At 70.5% G+C, this 14,847-nt stretch carries 12 protein-coding genes; 7 read left to right on the top strand and 5 right to left on the bottom strand.

Annotated features, from left to right (window positions below; genetic code table 11):
* Positions 1-652, bottom strand: a 652-nt coding sequence (locus E1281_RS26905) for a TetR/AcrR family transcriptional regulator (protein ID WP_243717446.1), incomplete at its 3' end; no start/stop codon positions are given.
* Positions 653-841: 189 nt separating this feature from the next.
* Here E1281_RS26905 and E1281_RS26900 point away from each other — a divergent pair.
* From E1281_RS26900 to E1281_RS26890, 3 genes are all read left to right on the top strand, one after another.
* Positions 842-1,624 (top strand): ABC transporter ATP-binding protein, encoded by a 783-nt coding sequence (locus E1281_RS26900; RefSeq protein ID WP_131882496.1) that lies wholly within the window; start codon positions 842-844, stop codon positions 1,622-1,624.
* Complete coding sequence (locus E1281_RS26895; RefSeq protein WP_131882494.1) at positions 1,621-4,131, top strand: ABC transporter permease; 2,511 nt, start codon at positions 1,621-1,623, stop codon at positions 4,129-4,131. The genes E1281_RS26900 and E1281_RS26895 overlap by 4 nt, the downstream gene beginning before the upstream one ends.
* 84 nt (positions 4,132-4,215) lie before the next feature.
* Complete coding sequence (locus E1281_RS26890) at positions 4,216-5,427, top strand: pyridoxal phosphate-dependent aminotransferase (RefSeq protein WP_131882492.1); 1,212 nt, start codon at positions 4,216-4,218, stop codon at positions 5,425-5,427.
* Positions 5,428-5,469: 42 nt separating this feature from the next.
* On the opposite strand, the gene E1281_RS26885 is transcribed toward E1281_RS26890, so the two are convergent.
* Positions 5,470-7,569, bottom strand: a complete 2,100-nt coding sequence (locus E1281_RS26885) for an ATP-dependent DNA helicase (protein WP_243717444.1) — start codon at positions 7,567-7,569, stop codon at positions 5,470-5,472.
* 384 nt (positions 7,570-7,953) lie between these two features.
* On the opposite strand from E1281_RS26885, the gene E1281_RS26880 reads away from it, so the two are divergent.
* Positions 7,954-8,655 carry a lysophospholipid acyltransferase family protein gene (locus E1281_RS26880; RefSeq protein ID WP_243717448.1) on the top strand — a complete coding sequence of 234 codons (702 nt, stop codon included), beginning with the start codon at positions 7,954-7,956 and terminating at the stop codon, positions 8,653-8,655.
* 114 nt (positions 8,656-8,769) lie between these two features.
* Here E1281_RS26880 and E1281_RS26875 read toward each other — a convergent pair whose 3' ends face one another.
* Complete coding sequence (locus tag E1281_RS26875; RefSeq protein WP_131882489.1) at positions 8,770-10,035, bottom strand: class I SAM-dependent methyltransferase; 1,266 nt, start codon at positions 10,033-10,035, stop codon at positions 8,770-8,772.
* A 16-nt stretch (positions 10,036-10,051) separates the two neighbouring features.
* A complete protein-coding gene (locus tag E1281_RS26870) occupies positions 10,052-11,278 on the bottom strand; it encodes a patatin-like phospholipase family protein (RefSeq protein WP_131882487.1) in 1,227 nt (408 codons plus the stop codon).
* 374 nt (positions 11,279-11,652) lie between these two features.
* Here E1281_RS26870 and E1281_RS26865 point away from each other — a divergent pair, with 374 nt between their 5' ends.
* A complete protein-coding gene (locus E1281_RS26865) occupies positions 11,653-12,609 on the top strand; it encodes a DUF4192 domain-containing protein (protein WP_131882486.1) in 957 nt (318 codons plus the stop codon).
* A gap of 135 nt (positions 12,610-12,744) precedes the next feature.
* On the opposite strand, the gene E1281_RS26860 is transcribed toward E1281_RS26865, so the two are convergent.
* On the bottom strand, positions 12,745-13,116 hold the full coding sequence (locus E1281_RS26860) for a hypothetical protein (RefSeq protein WP_131882484.1): 372 nt from the start codon (positions 13,114-13,116) through the stop codon (positions 12,745-12,747).
* Between the two features lie 175 nt (positions 13,117-13,291).
* On the opposite strand from E1281_RS26860, the gene E1281_RS26855 reads away from it, so the two are divergent.
* Positions 13,292-14,107, top strand: a complete 816-nt coding sequence (locus tag E1281_RS26855; RefSeq protein ID WP_243717442.1) for a polysaccharide deacetylase family protein — start codon at positions 13,292-13,294, stop codon at positions 14,105-14,107.
* 35 nt (positions 14,108-14,142) lie between these two features.
* Positions 14,143-14,670, top strand: coding sequence for a DUF1707 and DUF4870 domain-containing protein (locus E1281_RS26850; RefSeq protein WP_131882483.1), 528 nt, complete (start codon positions 14,143-14,145; stop codon positions 14,668-14,670).
* Positions 14,671-14,847: the final 177 nt, after the last annotated feature.

Below are 14,847 nucleotides of genomic sequence, written 5' to 3'. Positions count from 1 at the left end.
GGGTGGGCCGGCCCTGCTCCGGGACGATCAGCTGCGCGACGTCCTTGACCTGGCGCAGCACGGCCGCCTGGTGGCCGTCGGCGTCGTCGTCCAGCGCGTTCTGTATGGACAGCCCGACGAACATCGCGAACACCGTGCGCAGCGTCGTCGAGACGAAGTCGGGGGGCAGCGTGTTCTGCGGGAACAGCCGCTCGAACGTCTCCAGGATGACCTGGAGGATCCGCTCGTTCATGTCGATGCACAGGGGGCGCAGCTCGTCGTCGGTGCGGGCGGCCACGGCCAGCTCCATGAGGGCCTTGGCCGGACGGCCGCGGAACACCTCCCACAGCAGGTCGAGCGCGCCCGAGACGTTGCGGCGCTCGGCCGGCAGCACCGCGAACGCGGTCTCGTACGCCAGCCGCTGGGCTTCCAGCAGGTGCTCCAGCGCGGCGGCGACGAGGACCATCTTGGTCGGGTAGTGGTGCTGCTGCGCCCCGCGCGAGACGCCGGCGCGGCGTGCGACCTCCGTGGTGGACGTCCCCGACCAGCCGAGATCCACCAGGCACTCCATGGTGGCCTCCAGGAGCCGGGCCTGCGTGCGGGACCGGCGCTCCTCCTGCGTGCGGCGGCTGGACGATCCGCGCCTGTGGCGCCGGCGGCTGCTTACTGACACGTGTCCGACGGTACGATCCGACAAACAAGCAATCAAGCCTGCATGTATGTTGGGCGCATCACAGTTGGACAACGAGCCGAACTACCGCAGCCGGTGTAGGCGCGGGTCCCGCACTGCACCTCAGGGAGCAGTCACGGTGCCTCTCGTGGCCCGACGACCGGCCCCATGGTGTGCCGCGACGATCCCGGCATGGGAAACACAGCAGCGGCAAGGCGAACGACCAACGAGGACCCGGGCACCGCGCGGGGCGGCGCCCGCACGGTCCACCTCACCAAGGTGTACGGGTCCGGCGGCATGGCGGTGCGCGCGCTGGACGACGTCAGCGTGGTGCTCCCCGAGGGCCGGTTCACCGCGATCATGGGTCCGTCCGGTGCCGGCAAGTCCACGCTGATGCACTGCGTGGCGGGACTGGAGGAGGCGACGTCCGGCAAGGTCTACGTCGGGGACCAGGAGCTCGGGGTCCTCTCGGACCGGCGCCTGACCCGGCTGCGCCGCGAGCGGATCGGGTTCGTGTTCCAGGCGTTCAACCTCCTCCCGACGCTGACCGCGCGCGACAACATCCTCCTGCCGATGACGCTGGCCGGGACGAAGCCCGACCAGGAGTGGCTGAACACGGTCATCCGCGTCCTGCGGCTGGGCGACCGGCTGTCGCACCGTCCGTCCGAGCTGTCGGGCGGGCAGCAGCAGCGGGTGGCGCTGGCCCGCGCGCTCGCCACCCGCCCGCGGATCGTCTTCGCGGACGAGCCGACCGGCAATCTCGACTCCCGCACCGGCGCCGAGGTCCTGGAGCTGCTCCGCAACGCCGTGGACGACCTCGGCCAGACGGTCGCGATGGTCACCCACGACCCGGGCGCCGCGGGGCACGCCGACTCGGTCGTGTTCCTCGCCGACGGCCGGATCGTCGACGTCATGGACGCGCCCACACCCGACCGGGTGCTGGACCGCATGAGGGGACTGGGGGACCACCGATGATCCGCCTCGTCTTCAAGGAACTGTGGGGGCGCAAGCGCCGGATGGCCGGCTCCCTGGTGGCGGTCTTCCTGGGCGTGACGTTCCTGACGGGAACGCTCGTGCTCGGCGACACCCTCGCGGGAAGCATCGACGGGTACTATGCCAACGCCTACGGCAAGACCGACGTCAGCGTGCGCAACTCCACCAAGGTCAGCGACCAGCCCTGGGGCTCCCGGGGAGAGATCGACGCGTCCGTCCTCGGCAAGGTCCGGCAGGTGGACGGCGTCGCGAAGGCCGAACCGGTCATCGAGGGCTCGGGGCAGCTGCTCGCCAAGGACGGCACGACGATCCAGTCGCGCGGCCCCCGCACGGCCGGAAACTGGATCACCGACCCGAAGCTCAACCCGTACCGGCTCGCGCAGGGCCGCGCGCCCCGCGCGCCGGACGAGGTCGTCGTCAACAAGATGTTCGCCGACGAGGGCGGCCTCGGCGTCGGCGACCGGACCGCGGTGCTCACCCCCGGACGGGTCCCCGTGACGGTCGTCGGCATCAGCATGTTCGGCGAAGAGGAGGCCTTCGGGGAGACGTCGTTCACGGCGTTCACCCTCGAAGGCGCCCGCGAGCACGTGGCGAAGACGCCCGACCGCATCAGCGGCGTCTCCATCAGCGCGGACGACGGCGTCGGCCAGGACGAGCTGGCCTCCCGCGTGCAGAAGGTCCTGCCCGCCGGGACCGAGGCCGTCACGAACGAGGCGCAGGTCGAGGAGGGCATGAGCGAGGTCGAAAGCGGCTTCCTCACGATCTTCCGCACCGTCCTCGGCGCGTTCGGCGCGGTCGCGCTGCTCGTCGCGGCGTTCAGCATCCACAACACGTTCGCGATCACGATGGCGCAGCGGACCCGCGAGTCGGCGCTGCTGCGGGCGCTCGGCGCCGGACGCCGGCAGGTCGTCGTGATCGTCGGCTTCGAGGCGCTGGTGATCGGCGGCGCCGCCACCCTCGCCGGGCTCGCCGGCGGGATGGGGTTCGCCGAGCTGCTCCGGCAGCTGTTCACGCGGTTCCGGATCGGCATCGCCATGGAGGGACTCACGGTGTCCGCGACCACGCTCGCGATCGCGGTGCCGGTGGGGCTGCTGGTCACGCTGGTCGCGGCGCTCGGCCCCGCGGTGAAGGCGTCCCGGGTGGCGCCGCTGGCCGCGCTGCGCGAGGTCGCCGCCGAGGCGCCCCGCACGTCCGACACCCGTGTGATCGTCGGCGCGGTCCTCGCCGCCGTCGCGACCGGCGCCGTCGCCGTCGGCGCCTCCGCCGAGCAGCTGATGCTGGCCGGCGCGGGCGCGCTCCTGGGCGTGGTCGCGATGGTCGTGCTCGGCCCGGCCGCCGTCCGGCCGGTGGCCGCGATCGTCGGCGGGGCCGCGGCCCGGCTGCGCGGTGTCCCCGGGGCCCTCGCACGGGACAACGCGTCCCGCAGCCCGCAGCGCACGGCGGGCGCGGCGACCGCCCTGATGATCGGTGTCGGCGTCGTCACGCTGATGACGGTGTTCATCGGGTCGCTGGGCGCCTCCCTGGAGAACAGCGTCGCCGGGTCGTTCAAGGGCCCGATCGTCGTCAACGCCGGCGCCAACGAGACCGGCGGCGTCAGCACCCGGTTCGTCCAGGACGCCGCGAAGGTCCCCGAGGTCGGCGAGATCGCGGGAATCGGCAACGGCAGCCTGCGCGTGGACGGCGCCCCGTCGACCGTCAGCGTGGCCGACCCCTCCGCCCTGAACCGCGTCCTCGACCTGGACGTGACGCAGGGGAGCCTGACGGGCGCCGGTACGTTCGCGGTGTCGAAGGGCGTCGCCGACGAGAACGGCTGGCGCGCCGGCTCCCAGGTGGGCGTCACGTTCGCCGACGGGACCTCGCAGCGGCTCACGGTCGGCGCCGTCTACGCCAACACCGACATGACCGGCGACTACCTCGTACCGCGCGCCGTGTGGGACGCGCACACCCGGCAGCCGCTCGACAACCGGGCGTTCGTCGAGCTGAAGCCGGGAGCGTCCACCGCCGCGGCGACGCGGGCGCTCACCGAGCTGGGCAAGCCGTACGGTGCGCCCGAGGTGCAGTCACGGGACGACTTCGTCGCGTCCCAGACCGAGGAGCAGCAGGGCTTCATCACCGTCGTGTACGGGATGCTGATCCTCGCCATCGTCATCGCGCTGCTCGGCATCGCCAACACCCTGTCGCTGGCCGTCCACGAGCGGACCCGTGAGCTCGGGCTGCTGCGCGCCGTCGGCGCCACCCGTCCGCAGATCAGGTCCATGGTGCGCTGGGAGTCGGTGATCGTCGCGCTGTTCGGCACGGGCGGCGGGATCGGGCTCGGCCTGTTCCTCGGCTGGGGCCTCGGCGGCGCGCTCGGCAACCCGTTCGCCCCGCCCCCCGTCCAGCTGGTCGCGATCGCCGTGACCGGCGCGGTGGCGGGCGCGCTCGCGGCGGTCCGCCCCGCCCGGCGCGCGGCGCGGCAGGCGATCCTGTCCGCGATCTCCGCGCCGTGAGACCGCCGGCCCGTCCCCGCCCCGGGGGACGGGCCTTTGGGGTCCCTGGGGATTCGGGGGAGCGGCCGCGGATATGGTTTGACCATGCAGGTCAACCAGTCGGGCAAGCTCACCAACGTCTGTTACGACATCCGCGGGCCGGTGCTCAAGCGCGCCAAGCAGCTGGAGGCCGAGGGGAACAACATCCTCAAGCTGCACATCGGCAACCCGGCCCCGTTCGGGTTCGAGGCCCCGCCCGAGCTCCTCCACGACATGATCCGCAACCTGCCCGAGGCGCACGGCTACAGCGACTCCAAGGGCATCCTGCCCGCGCGCCGCGCCATCGTGCAGCGCCTGGAGGACGACGGCGTCCCCGGCGTCGACGTCGAGGACGTCTACCTCGGCAACGGCGTCTCCGAGCTGATCGTGATGACCCTGCAGGCGCTGCTCAACGACGGCGACGAGGTCCTGATCCCGGCCCCCGACTACCCGCTGTGGACGGCGTCGGTGTCCCTGTGCGGCGGGACGCCCGTCCACTACCTGTGCGACGAGGCCGCCGACTGGGAGCCGAGCCTCGACGACATCGAGGCGAAGGTCGGCGACCGGACCCGGGCCATCGTCATCATCAACCCGAACAACCCGACGGGGGCCGTCTACTCGCGCGAGGTCCTCACCCGCATCGTCGAGGTCGCCCGCCGCCGCAACCTCATCATCTTCGCGGACGAGATCTACGACCGGATCCTCTACGACGAGGCCGAGCAGGTCCCGATCGCGTCGCTGACCTCGGACCTGCTGTGCCTCACGTTCGGCGGCCTGTCCAAGAACTACCGGGTCGCTGGGTTCCGCGCCGGCTGGGTCGCGCTGTCGGGCCCGAAGGAGCACGCCGACTCCTACATCGAGGGCATCGACATCCTCGCCAACATGCGGCTGTGCCCCAACGTCCCCGGCCAGCACGCCATCCAGGCCGCGCTGGGCGGCTACCAGAGCATCGACGACCTCGTCCTGCCGACGGGACGCCTCGGCGAGCAGCGCGACCGCGCGTGGAAGCTGCTGAACGACCTGCCGGGCGTGAGCTGCGTCCGTCCCATGGGCGCGCTGTACGTCTTCCCACGCCTCGACCCCGAGATGTACCCGATCGAGGACGACATGCGCTTCGCCCTCGACCTCCTCGAACAGCAGAAACTCCTCGTCGTCCAGGGGACCGGCTTCAACTGGCCGTCCACCGACCACTTCCGCGTGGTGACGCTCCAGTACGCCGACGACCTCGAAGACGCCATCGGCCGGATCGGCGACTTCCTCCACACCTACCGCCGCTGACCCGCCTCGTCGGGCCCGTGCCTCCCGTGCGGGGGGGTGGGCCTACGACGCGTCGGCCGCGGCGGTGTCGAGGCGGCGGAGGGCCCCGCGGACGACGTCGGGGTCGGTGGTGGCCCAGAACGGCGGCAGCGAGTTCTTGAGGAAGCCGCCGTAGCGTGCCGTGGCGAGGCGCGGGTCGAGGACGGCCACGACGCCCCGGTCGTCCATGGAACGCAGCAGGCGCCCGGCTCCCTGGGCGAGCAGCAGCGCGGCGTGCGTCGCCGCGACCGCCATGAAGCCGTTGCCGCCGCGCGCCGCCACCGCCCGCGACCGCGCCGACGACACGGGGTCGTCGGGGCGAGGGAACGGGATGCGGTCCATGATGACGAGCTGCAGTGACGAACCGGGGACGTCCACGCCCTGCCACAGCGACAGGGTGCCGAACAGGCACGTCCGCTCGTCCTCGGCGAACTGCCTGACCAGCAGGGACGTGGAGTCGTCGCCCTGGCACAGCAGCGGATGGGACAGGTGGTCCTTCAGCTCGTCGGCGGCCTGCCGGGCGGCGCGCATCGAGGAGAACAGCCCGAGGGTCCGGCCGCCCGCCGCCTCGATCAGCTCGGTGATCTCCGTCAGGTAGGCGTCGGCGAGACCGTCGCGTCCGGGCTGCGGCAGATGGCGCGCGACGTACAGGATGCCCGCCTTCGGGTGGTCGAACGGCGAGCCGACGTCCAGGCCGGACCAGGCGATCTCGGACTCCCCGCCCTCCTCCGTCGCGGTCTGCGCGAGCCCCTCGGCCGCGGTCCGCGCGTCCTTCGGCGCGTTCTCGTTGAGCGGCGGCAGCCCCCACTGGCGGGCGAGCGGCTCGAACGACCCGCCCAGCGTCAGCGTCGCCGACGTGAGGATCGCCGTCCGCCGCTCGAAGAGCGTCGTCCGCAACAGGCCGCCGACGCCGATCGGCGCGACGTGCAGCGCCGGCGGACGCTTGGGCCGCCCGTCCGGGACGAACGGCTTCTCCAGCCACACCACGTCGAAGCGCTGGGCCATCTCGGGCTGGAACGCCTCCAGCGTCCTCACGGCCGTGTCATGCAGCTCATCGAGCGATGACCGTGCGGCCTTGCGCGCGGCCATGTCGCCCGGGTCGGAGTCCTTCTTCTCTGGACCGAGCGCGGTGATGCACGCGTGCGCGGCGTCCCGCACCACAGCGAGGGTGTTGCCCAGTGCAGACGGCAGAACGTCCATGCGCCCGGCGGGCATGTCCTCCAGAAGGAGGCCGAGACCCTCCGCGGCCTCCTTCAGCCGGTCGGCGGTGGTCTCCTCGATGAGACGCCCGCACCGGCGGGCCGCCGTCTCCACCGCCGCGGCGCTCAGGTCGCCGGTCGCGACCGACGTGACCCGGTCGACCAGCTCGTGCGCCTCGTCCACGATCACCACGTCGTGCTCGGGCAGGACCTGGAACTCCTCCAGCGCGTCGATCGCCAGCAGCGCGTGGTTGGTGACCACGATGTGCGCCTCGCCGGCCTCGGCCCGCGCCAGCTCCGCGAAGCACTCGGTCCCCTGCGGGCAGCGCTGCGCGCCCAGGCACTCCTTCGCGGTGACGGCCACCTGCCGCCACGCCTGCTCGCTCACCCCGGGCACCAGTTCGTCCCGGTCGCCGGTGCTGGTCTCCTCGGCCCACTCGTTCAGCCGCTTCACCTGCCGTCCCAGCGAGGACAGCTGCTGCGGATCGAACAGGCTCGGCCCCTCGTCCTCCTCCGGCGCGCCCGTCTGCACCCGGTGCAGGCACAGGTAGTTGCGGCGCCCCTTGAGGATCGCGAACTTCAGCTCCGTGCCGAGCAGCGGCCCGAGCGACTCCGCCAGCCGCGGCAGGTCGCGGTCGACGAGCTGCCGCTGCAGGGCGATCGTCGCCGTCGACACGACCACCGTCGTCTGCTTCTCGACCGCGTACCGGATCGCGGGGACCAGGTAGGCCAGCGACTTCCCGGTGCCGGTGCCGGCCTGCGCGGCGACGTGCTCGCCGGACTCGATCGCGCTCGCCACCGCGCGGGCCATGTCCACCTGTCCCGGGCGCTCGGCGCCGCCGATGGACGTGACGGCCGCGGCGAGGAGGGTCGCCAAGTCCGGAATCTCGGTATCGCTGCCGGTCAGCAGATCAGGGGCGGGCACGCCGCCCAACGCTACCGCTCCCCGCGGACACCCGCGTCCCGTCCCGCCGACCGCCGCCGGTGCGCGGCCCCCGCTCCGGGCCCCGGTCGGGCGCTTGAGCATCATGAACGGGTGTCGCCGGAGATTACACAACGTGCACATTGAGAACCATGTACGAGTTCATCTAGGATGCTAGCCGCCTGGTTTTCGTGATGGGAAACGCAGAAGGAATCGGATGAGCGCCAAGGGTGAATAGCCATTGTCGCTCTCTGGAACGGGGATTTCGCGAAGGCAGTGGGGGCCTCATCCGGTGGTGCCCGCGGCCGTCGGGGGCAGTCCCTTCTCTGCGGCATCGGCAGGTGGGGGTCAGGGTGGTGCCCAGATGAAAGGAAGCTGGCTTTGAGCGTGCAGGACTCGGGAACAAGGCCACGTAAATTCGCCTTCCATGGTCTCGCGTTCGTGTCGAGAATCGCCCTGCTTCCCATGGCTCGCCTGGTGGTCGATGAGCTACCGCCGAGACCGGCCGGGCCGGGTTCCGTGATCATCACGGCCAATCACAGGAGTCTGCTCGACTTCCTTGTGGCGCTCGTGTTGTTCCGTCGATGGAAGGTGCGGCCCCGGGCGCTCGTTCGCGGTGACTACTTCCGCCATCCGGTCCTCGGCCCTCTTCTCCGCTCGCTCGGTTCGATTCCTGCCGGTCGGGACTACGGCAAGGAAGCGATGTCTCTGGCCCGAGAGGCACTGAAGGACGGAGAGGTCGTCGGAGTGATGCCGGAGGGGCATATTCCGAAGAACGGAGATTCCCACGAAATCGCCGAGTTGCGCCCCGGAGTGGGCGTCCTCGCGGTGGAATCCGGGGCTCACCTCATGGTTCTAGGTGTCTTTGGAACCGATCTGGTCTGGAACATCAGACATCGGTTTCCGCGCATGACCCTCCTCCCCTGGAAAAGGCCCACCATCAGGGTGTGCATCGATTGGTTGTACGTTCCGCAGGGCGCCGATGTGTCCTCGACCATGGCGGACATCCGCACCGGTATGACCAGGATGCTCAAAGAAGCGCACCAGCTCGAATCGCCCCGGGACGCGCGTCGCCGAGCCAAGGGCTAGCGAGGAATTCGAACGGGCCCGCCGCCGGGCCGGTACCCGGATCGTCCGCTTCGGGCCTCGCCCCGGATAGGTGGACTCCTTCGAGGATCGGGTCACGAGATTTCGAGGATCGGGTCACGAGATCCAGGTGGGGCGGAGCGGCATGCGGGAGTCACCGTTGTCATGCGGCTTCACCCCGAGCATCTGGTGTAGCTGGATCCAGTTGAGCTCGAAGCCCAGTCGGCTACCGGCCATGTAGAGCCGCCACACCCGGGCTGTGCCCTCCCCGACCTCGGCGACGGCCTCGTCCCAGTGCTCGTCCAGGTTGCGGCACCAGCCTTCGAGAGTGCGGGCGTAGTGCTCGCGCAGATTCTCCTGGTGGCGGATCTCGAATCCGACGTCGTTCATCCGCGACTGGATGTGGCCTGGCCCCTCCAACTCGCCGTCGGGGAACACGTAGCGGTTGATGAACCCGCCGGGCTTCATCGCCGGCGCCAGATTGTCGGGCCGGGTGATGGTGTGGTTGAGCATCCGGCCGCCTTCCCTCAGCTTCCCGTACAGGAACGAGAAGTACGCGGTCAGATTCTTCTTGCCGATGTGCTCGGTGAGCCCGATCGAGCTGATCGCGTCGAAGCCGGTCTCGGTCACTTCCCGGTAGTCCAGGTGCCGTACCTCGGCCAGTTCGGAGAGCCCGCGGTCGGCGATGGCCTTCTGCGCCCACTCGGCCTGCTGCTTGGACAGCGTCACGCCCAGCGCCTTGACGCCGTACTCCTTCGCGGCGTGCATCACCATGCCACCCCAGCCGCACCCCACGTCCAGCAGCCGCATCCCTGGCCTGAGGTCCAACTTCCTGGCCACCAGGTCGTGCTTGTTGAACTGCGCCTCCTCCAGGGTGGCGTCCTCGTGCGGGTAGCAGGCGCAGGTGTAGGCCATGGACGGGCCCAGCACCCACTCGTAAAAGGTGTTGGACACGTCGTAGTGGTGCGAGATCGCCCTGGCGTCGCGTCGCTTGGAATGCCGCAGCCACGCCGGGACCCGGCTGAAGGACGCCTCCTGCGGCGGCGGGGGGACCCGTCGGCTGACCGCCCCGCGCAGCAGCGGATCGCGGGCCACCGTCGCCACGATCCGCAGCTTGTCGGCAGCGGTCGCGTCGCCCAGCAGTCTCTGCATCGTGGCCAGTGCGGTGTACATGTCGCCGGAGACGTCGAGGTGCCCGCTCACGTACGCGCGCGCCGGGCCCAGTGAGCCCGGCGCGCGCACCAGATGCGAGAGCGCGTACGGCGACCGTACGTCCAATCGGATTCCGGCACCCGGCGTTCCCGCCCGTGACCCGTCGTACACCGTGAGCTCCATTGGCGCCCCGGGCCCCACGAGGTCACCGAACAGCTCGGCTAGCGTCATGTGAACCAAGCCTTTCTCAACTCCAGAAGCCGAAGCTCGCACGTGTGCCCGGCCGGCCGGCGACGGCCAGGGCCTGGAACGGGTGGAGAACCGGCTTCTCAACAGGGAGCCTGACTGAGCTCTCCGCGTACCGTTCGGTCAGGGCGGCGTGGCGTCGTGTCAGCTCTGCGATCACCGTGGGGAGCCGCTCTCTTCCCTGCTCCACCCCTTGTCGCCACATGGCGTCCCGCCGTTCCCACGTCAGTTCGGGCCCCGTCAGCAACTGGACATCGGTCGCCGTAGTCGTTTCGAACCGCACGACCGCTCCGAACGGCAGCCGCCGGGCGTCCGTACGTGCCTGCCGCTCCGTGCCCTGGCGTTTGTGCTGCATCAACCGGGGATTGAGGAGGGGAAAGGGATGCAGGCGTCCATCGTTGAACAGGCTGGGCTGGTTGTCGATCAGCCCGCCGTCGCCCAGGAACACCAGGTGCAATGTTCGGGGATCCTGGAGCACTGTCAGCTGGCAAACCGGCCACAAACTCATGGAGATCCTGGCCCAAAACGCCGGGCTATGGTCCTCGATCTCATCCTTCAGCCAGGGCAGATGGTCGCCGATGGTATCGGGTACCCACACCGCTTTGAGGCGTCGCCAAGGGAACTGGCGGCCGAAGAACGCCCAGCGGAAGGCTCTGCGGATGAACGTGGGATCCTTCAACTGCTCATCGGTGCACCTGGTCGGGTACGGCTCTTTGGTACGCCACATCGCGACGCCGATCCCGGCGCGGTGGGCGACCTTGTCCGGCTTGAGTTCGCCGGGCCGGTAGCGCAGGTCCCGAAAGGTGGTGACCCCGGCCCACGCCAGCCACGAAGCCAGCCATTTCTCCATCTCGTGCATGTCGTAGAGACCGGCGAGATCGAGGTTCTTGTTCTCGAACCATGACGGGCGTTCCAGAGGGCGCAGCACCTTGTGGCTGGGTGCCCCGGCATTGCCGATACGACGCCAGTGCCGATTGATGCCGGCTGCCAGTGCCAGTCCTGGGATGGTTCCACCGGAGGTGAGATCCAGGCGGACGGGGTCCCCGACCTCCTCCATCACCTCGGTGATTCCGGTCTGCCAGCTGGCCCTGAAGCCGCTCGATCCCAGCACGCCGATAAAAGGGGGACGGTCGCCGGGCGGAGTGTCACGAATATTGGCTTGGTCGGCAGGAGGACTTTCCCACAAAGAACCCAGAGCATCATCCCCCGGATAGCTGATCTGCTGCACAGGCCGATGGCACCAGCAAGGAGTCGCCCCATTAGGTTTCACCTGCACCCCGCTTCCGCGTAGAGTTCCTTCATCAAGTCGAAGAACGAGCTCCGACCGGCAGAAGCGTAAAGGTGAATTGTGAGCTGGGCAATGTGCACAGTGCGCAGTTTTGAACCGTGGCTGATCACGACGCGCAGTCGGTGACCCTTCGCTGTTCCGACCGCGGTGGGACACGGAAGCCTAGCGCGTGCGGTAGAGCCCGGTTCACCTGTTCGGCCGCGACGGTGGCCGCGGTCGGGACGGGACGACACCGGCCCGCGACCCCGCGCAGAGTTGTCCACAGTTTTCCATGGCGGTGCCGTCGACGCGGTCCGCCTGCCACCGTCGAAGGCATGACACCCCTGGTGATCCGATCGGCGCACGACGCCATCGCAGCCGTCCCGTACCTGCTCGGTTTCCACCCGTCCCGCAGCCTCGTCGTGATCGGCTTCGAGGGGCGCGCCCACGGCACCTGCGCCATCAGGCTCGATTTACCGGCGTCCGGCGCCGCCGGGCGGGTGGCGGCCCTGCTCGCCGGCAACGGCTTCGCCCGGTCCCTCGTCCTCGGCTACGGACCGCTCGCCGAGGTCGCCGAAGCCGCCGCGGCCATGGGGGCGGCGCTGGAGTGCGCGGGCGTTCCCGCCGCCGAGTCGATCCGCGTCGCCGACGGCCGCTGGTGGTCGCTGACCTGCGACGGCGAATGCTGCCCGGCCGAGGGCACCCCGTACGACATCTCCGCCAGCGCCCTGGCCGCGCAGGCGACCTATGCCGGCCACGTCGCCCTGGCCGACCGCACCGAACTCGTCCGCTCCGTCCAGTCCCTGGCCGGCCCGGCCCGCGCCGCCATGCGGGAGGCCACCCGGCGCGCGGAGAAGCGCCGCGACTCACCGGGCGAAAGCCTCGCCTTCGTCCACGCCCTCCTCACCCGGACCGACCCGACCGACGACGAGGTCGCCCGCCTCGGCGTCCTCCTCACCGACCTGCGGCTCCGCGACGAAGCGTGGATTCGCATCAACGAGGACGCCCCGGCAGCCGACATCGCCTTCTGGCGCGACGTCCTCCGCCGGGTCGAGGAACCCTACGTCCCGGCCCCGGCGTCCCTCCTGGCCTTCGCCGCCTATACCGCGGGCGACGGCGGCCTCGCCAACGTCGCCCTGGAGAGAGCCCTGCGCGCCGACCCCGCCTACTCCATGGCCGTCCTGCTCCAAGAGGTCGTCAACGCCGGCGTCCCACCCTCGAAGGTGCGCCTCCAGATGACCCCTGACCAACTGGCGGCCGCCTACTACGACCAACACCGAGAAGCCGGCTGACCCTCACCCGGCATCGCCGACCCGCGCCCACCACCGGCCGCCGAATCCCTTCGGCGGGTTCGGGTGCTCGTGCCGAGGGGGCTGTTGCTGGGCGCGGGTTTCGTTTCTGAGGAAGGGGTCAGATGATGTGCGTGGTCAGGAGGAGACGGCTTCGCCGGGGGTGCCGGGGTCGATGCGGCGGTCGGGGTTGCGGGCGTTCCAGGCGCGCATGCGGGGCGGGTAGCCGACGATCTGGACGTCGTAGACGGGCAGGCCGAGGTCGCGGGCCACCTTCCCGATGACCTTGGGCGAGCCGACGCGGCGGCGGGTCCACTCGCCGTCGTGGGCGACGGCGACGGCCGTGGTGTCGGTGGCGAAGGTCTCCGGCTCGACGAAGAACTCGACGCCGCGCCTGCTGCGTGCGAACGCGATCAGCGCCTCGATGTCGGAGTCGGTCGCCTCGCGGTCGAGCCTTGTCACCGAGGACCCGCGGTTCTTGCGGATCCCGAATCGATCCCGGAACCTCATGCCTGCCGCCCGTCGTGTGATGCCTGCCCCGGACTCGTTCCGGAGCCGGTCGGGGTCTAGGAGGATAACGACCGTCCGGCGTCCGCGGGTTCCCGACACAACCGCGGCATCCCCGGCGCGCGGGGGCCTCGGGCCCTAGACTGACCGCCCTGGGGGATCAGCACCGGGGGGGTTGATGGACGGGCCGAACGTGGTCCGGCGGGTGGCGGCGGTCGTGCTCGCGGCCGCGATGTGCGGGTGGCTGAGTACGCTGGCCCCGGCCGGCGAACGGGTGCGGCTCGCCGCGGCGCGCGGTCAGGCGCCCGCGGCCGAGCCCGAGCCCGAGGCGCCGAAGCCGAAGCCGAAACCCCCGCCGCCCGACTGCACACGCGTGAAGTGCCTGGCGCTGACGTTCGACGACGGGCCCACCGAGAGCACCGGCGACCTGCTGGACATCCTCGCGTCCCGCAACGTCAAGGCGACGTTCTTCCTGGTGGGGCAGAACGTCGTCGAGAACCCCGACCTCGTGCGGCGCGAACACCAGGCCGGGCACGAGATCGCCGACCACAGCTACACGCACGCCGACCTCGGCCGGGCGTCCAAACAGGAGATCGTGTCGGAGCTGACGCGGACGCAGGACGCGATCCGGCAGGCGTCCGGTGTCACGCCGAAGCTGCTGCGGCCGCCGTACGGGTCGACGTCCAAGCGGCTGGCCAAGGTCACCCGGCGGATGGGCATGGCGCAGATCATGTGGACGGTCGATCCGCTCGACTGGCGGCACCGCGACACCGAGGCCGTCGAGCGCCGGGTGCTGAAGAACGCGAAGCCGGGCGGCATCGTGCTGCTCCACGACATCCACCCGACGACCGTGCGGGCCGTTCCGAAGATCATCGACCGGCTGGCGGCCGAGGGGTACGTGTTCGTGACCGTCTCCGAGCTGTTCGGCGGGAAACTGACCCCGGGGGAGGAGTACACGGAGCTCAATTCAGGGGAGGGTCAGGGTCTTCCCTGATGCTGCGGCGGCACCGCGGCGCGGACGATGAAGCCATGGACAGCAGCTACGCGGTGGGGGATCTGAGGGTCTCGGACGCCGAACGGGAACCGGTCATCGAGCGCCTCCAGGACGCGTACGCCGAGGGCCGGCTCGACCACGAGGAATTCGACCTGCGCATGCACCTGGCGATGACCGCCAAGACGCGCAACGACCTGGCCGCGCTCACCCGCGACCTGACCCCCGAACCGCGGCTGGCGTGCAAGACCGCCGCCTGGGACGGTGATCCGCCCACGGGGGAGGACCGCATGCTCGCCTCGGCGGCGCATGCGATCGCCGTGCCGACCCTGTTCGTCGGGCCGCTCGTGCTGATGCTGCTGAGCGGCAAGCGCTCCGAGTACGTCCGGCGGCAGGCGGCCGAGGCCGTGAACTTCCAGCTGACGCTCCTCCTCGTCACCATCGTCACGTTCGGCATCGGCGGCGTCGTCTACGCGGTGGCCTGGGTACTGTCGGCCATCGCGGCCGTCTACGCCCTGTCGGGCTCGATCTTCCGCTACCCCTGGATCCTCCGCTTGGTGAAGTGACCCGCCCGAAGATGTACCCCCGCCCGATGGTGTGCCCCCGGGCGGTGATGTCCCCTGGGCGGTGATTGTCCCCTGGGCGGTGATGTCCCCCTGGCGGTGGTGCGGTTCGCCTGGTGGTGGGCGCCGCGTGGTGAGGTGACTTGCGCTGGTGATGTGCCCTCGGCTGGTGAGCTGGGG

This window comes from Actinomadura sp. KC345 (assembly GCF_004348515.1).
In the GTDB taxonomy this organism is placed as follows: Bacteria; Actinomycetota; Actinomycetes; order Streptosporangiales; family Streptosporangiaceae; genus Spirillospora.
Note: the sequence above shows the minus strand (reverse complement) of the source record. Positions and strands in the feature narration are given on the sequence as shown.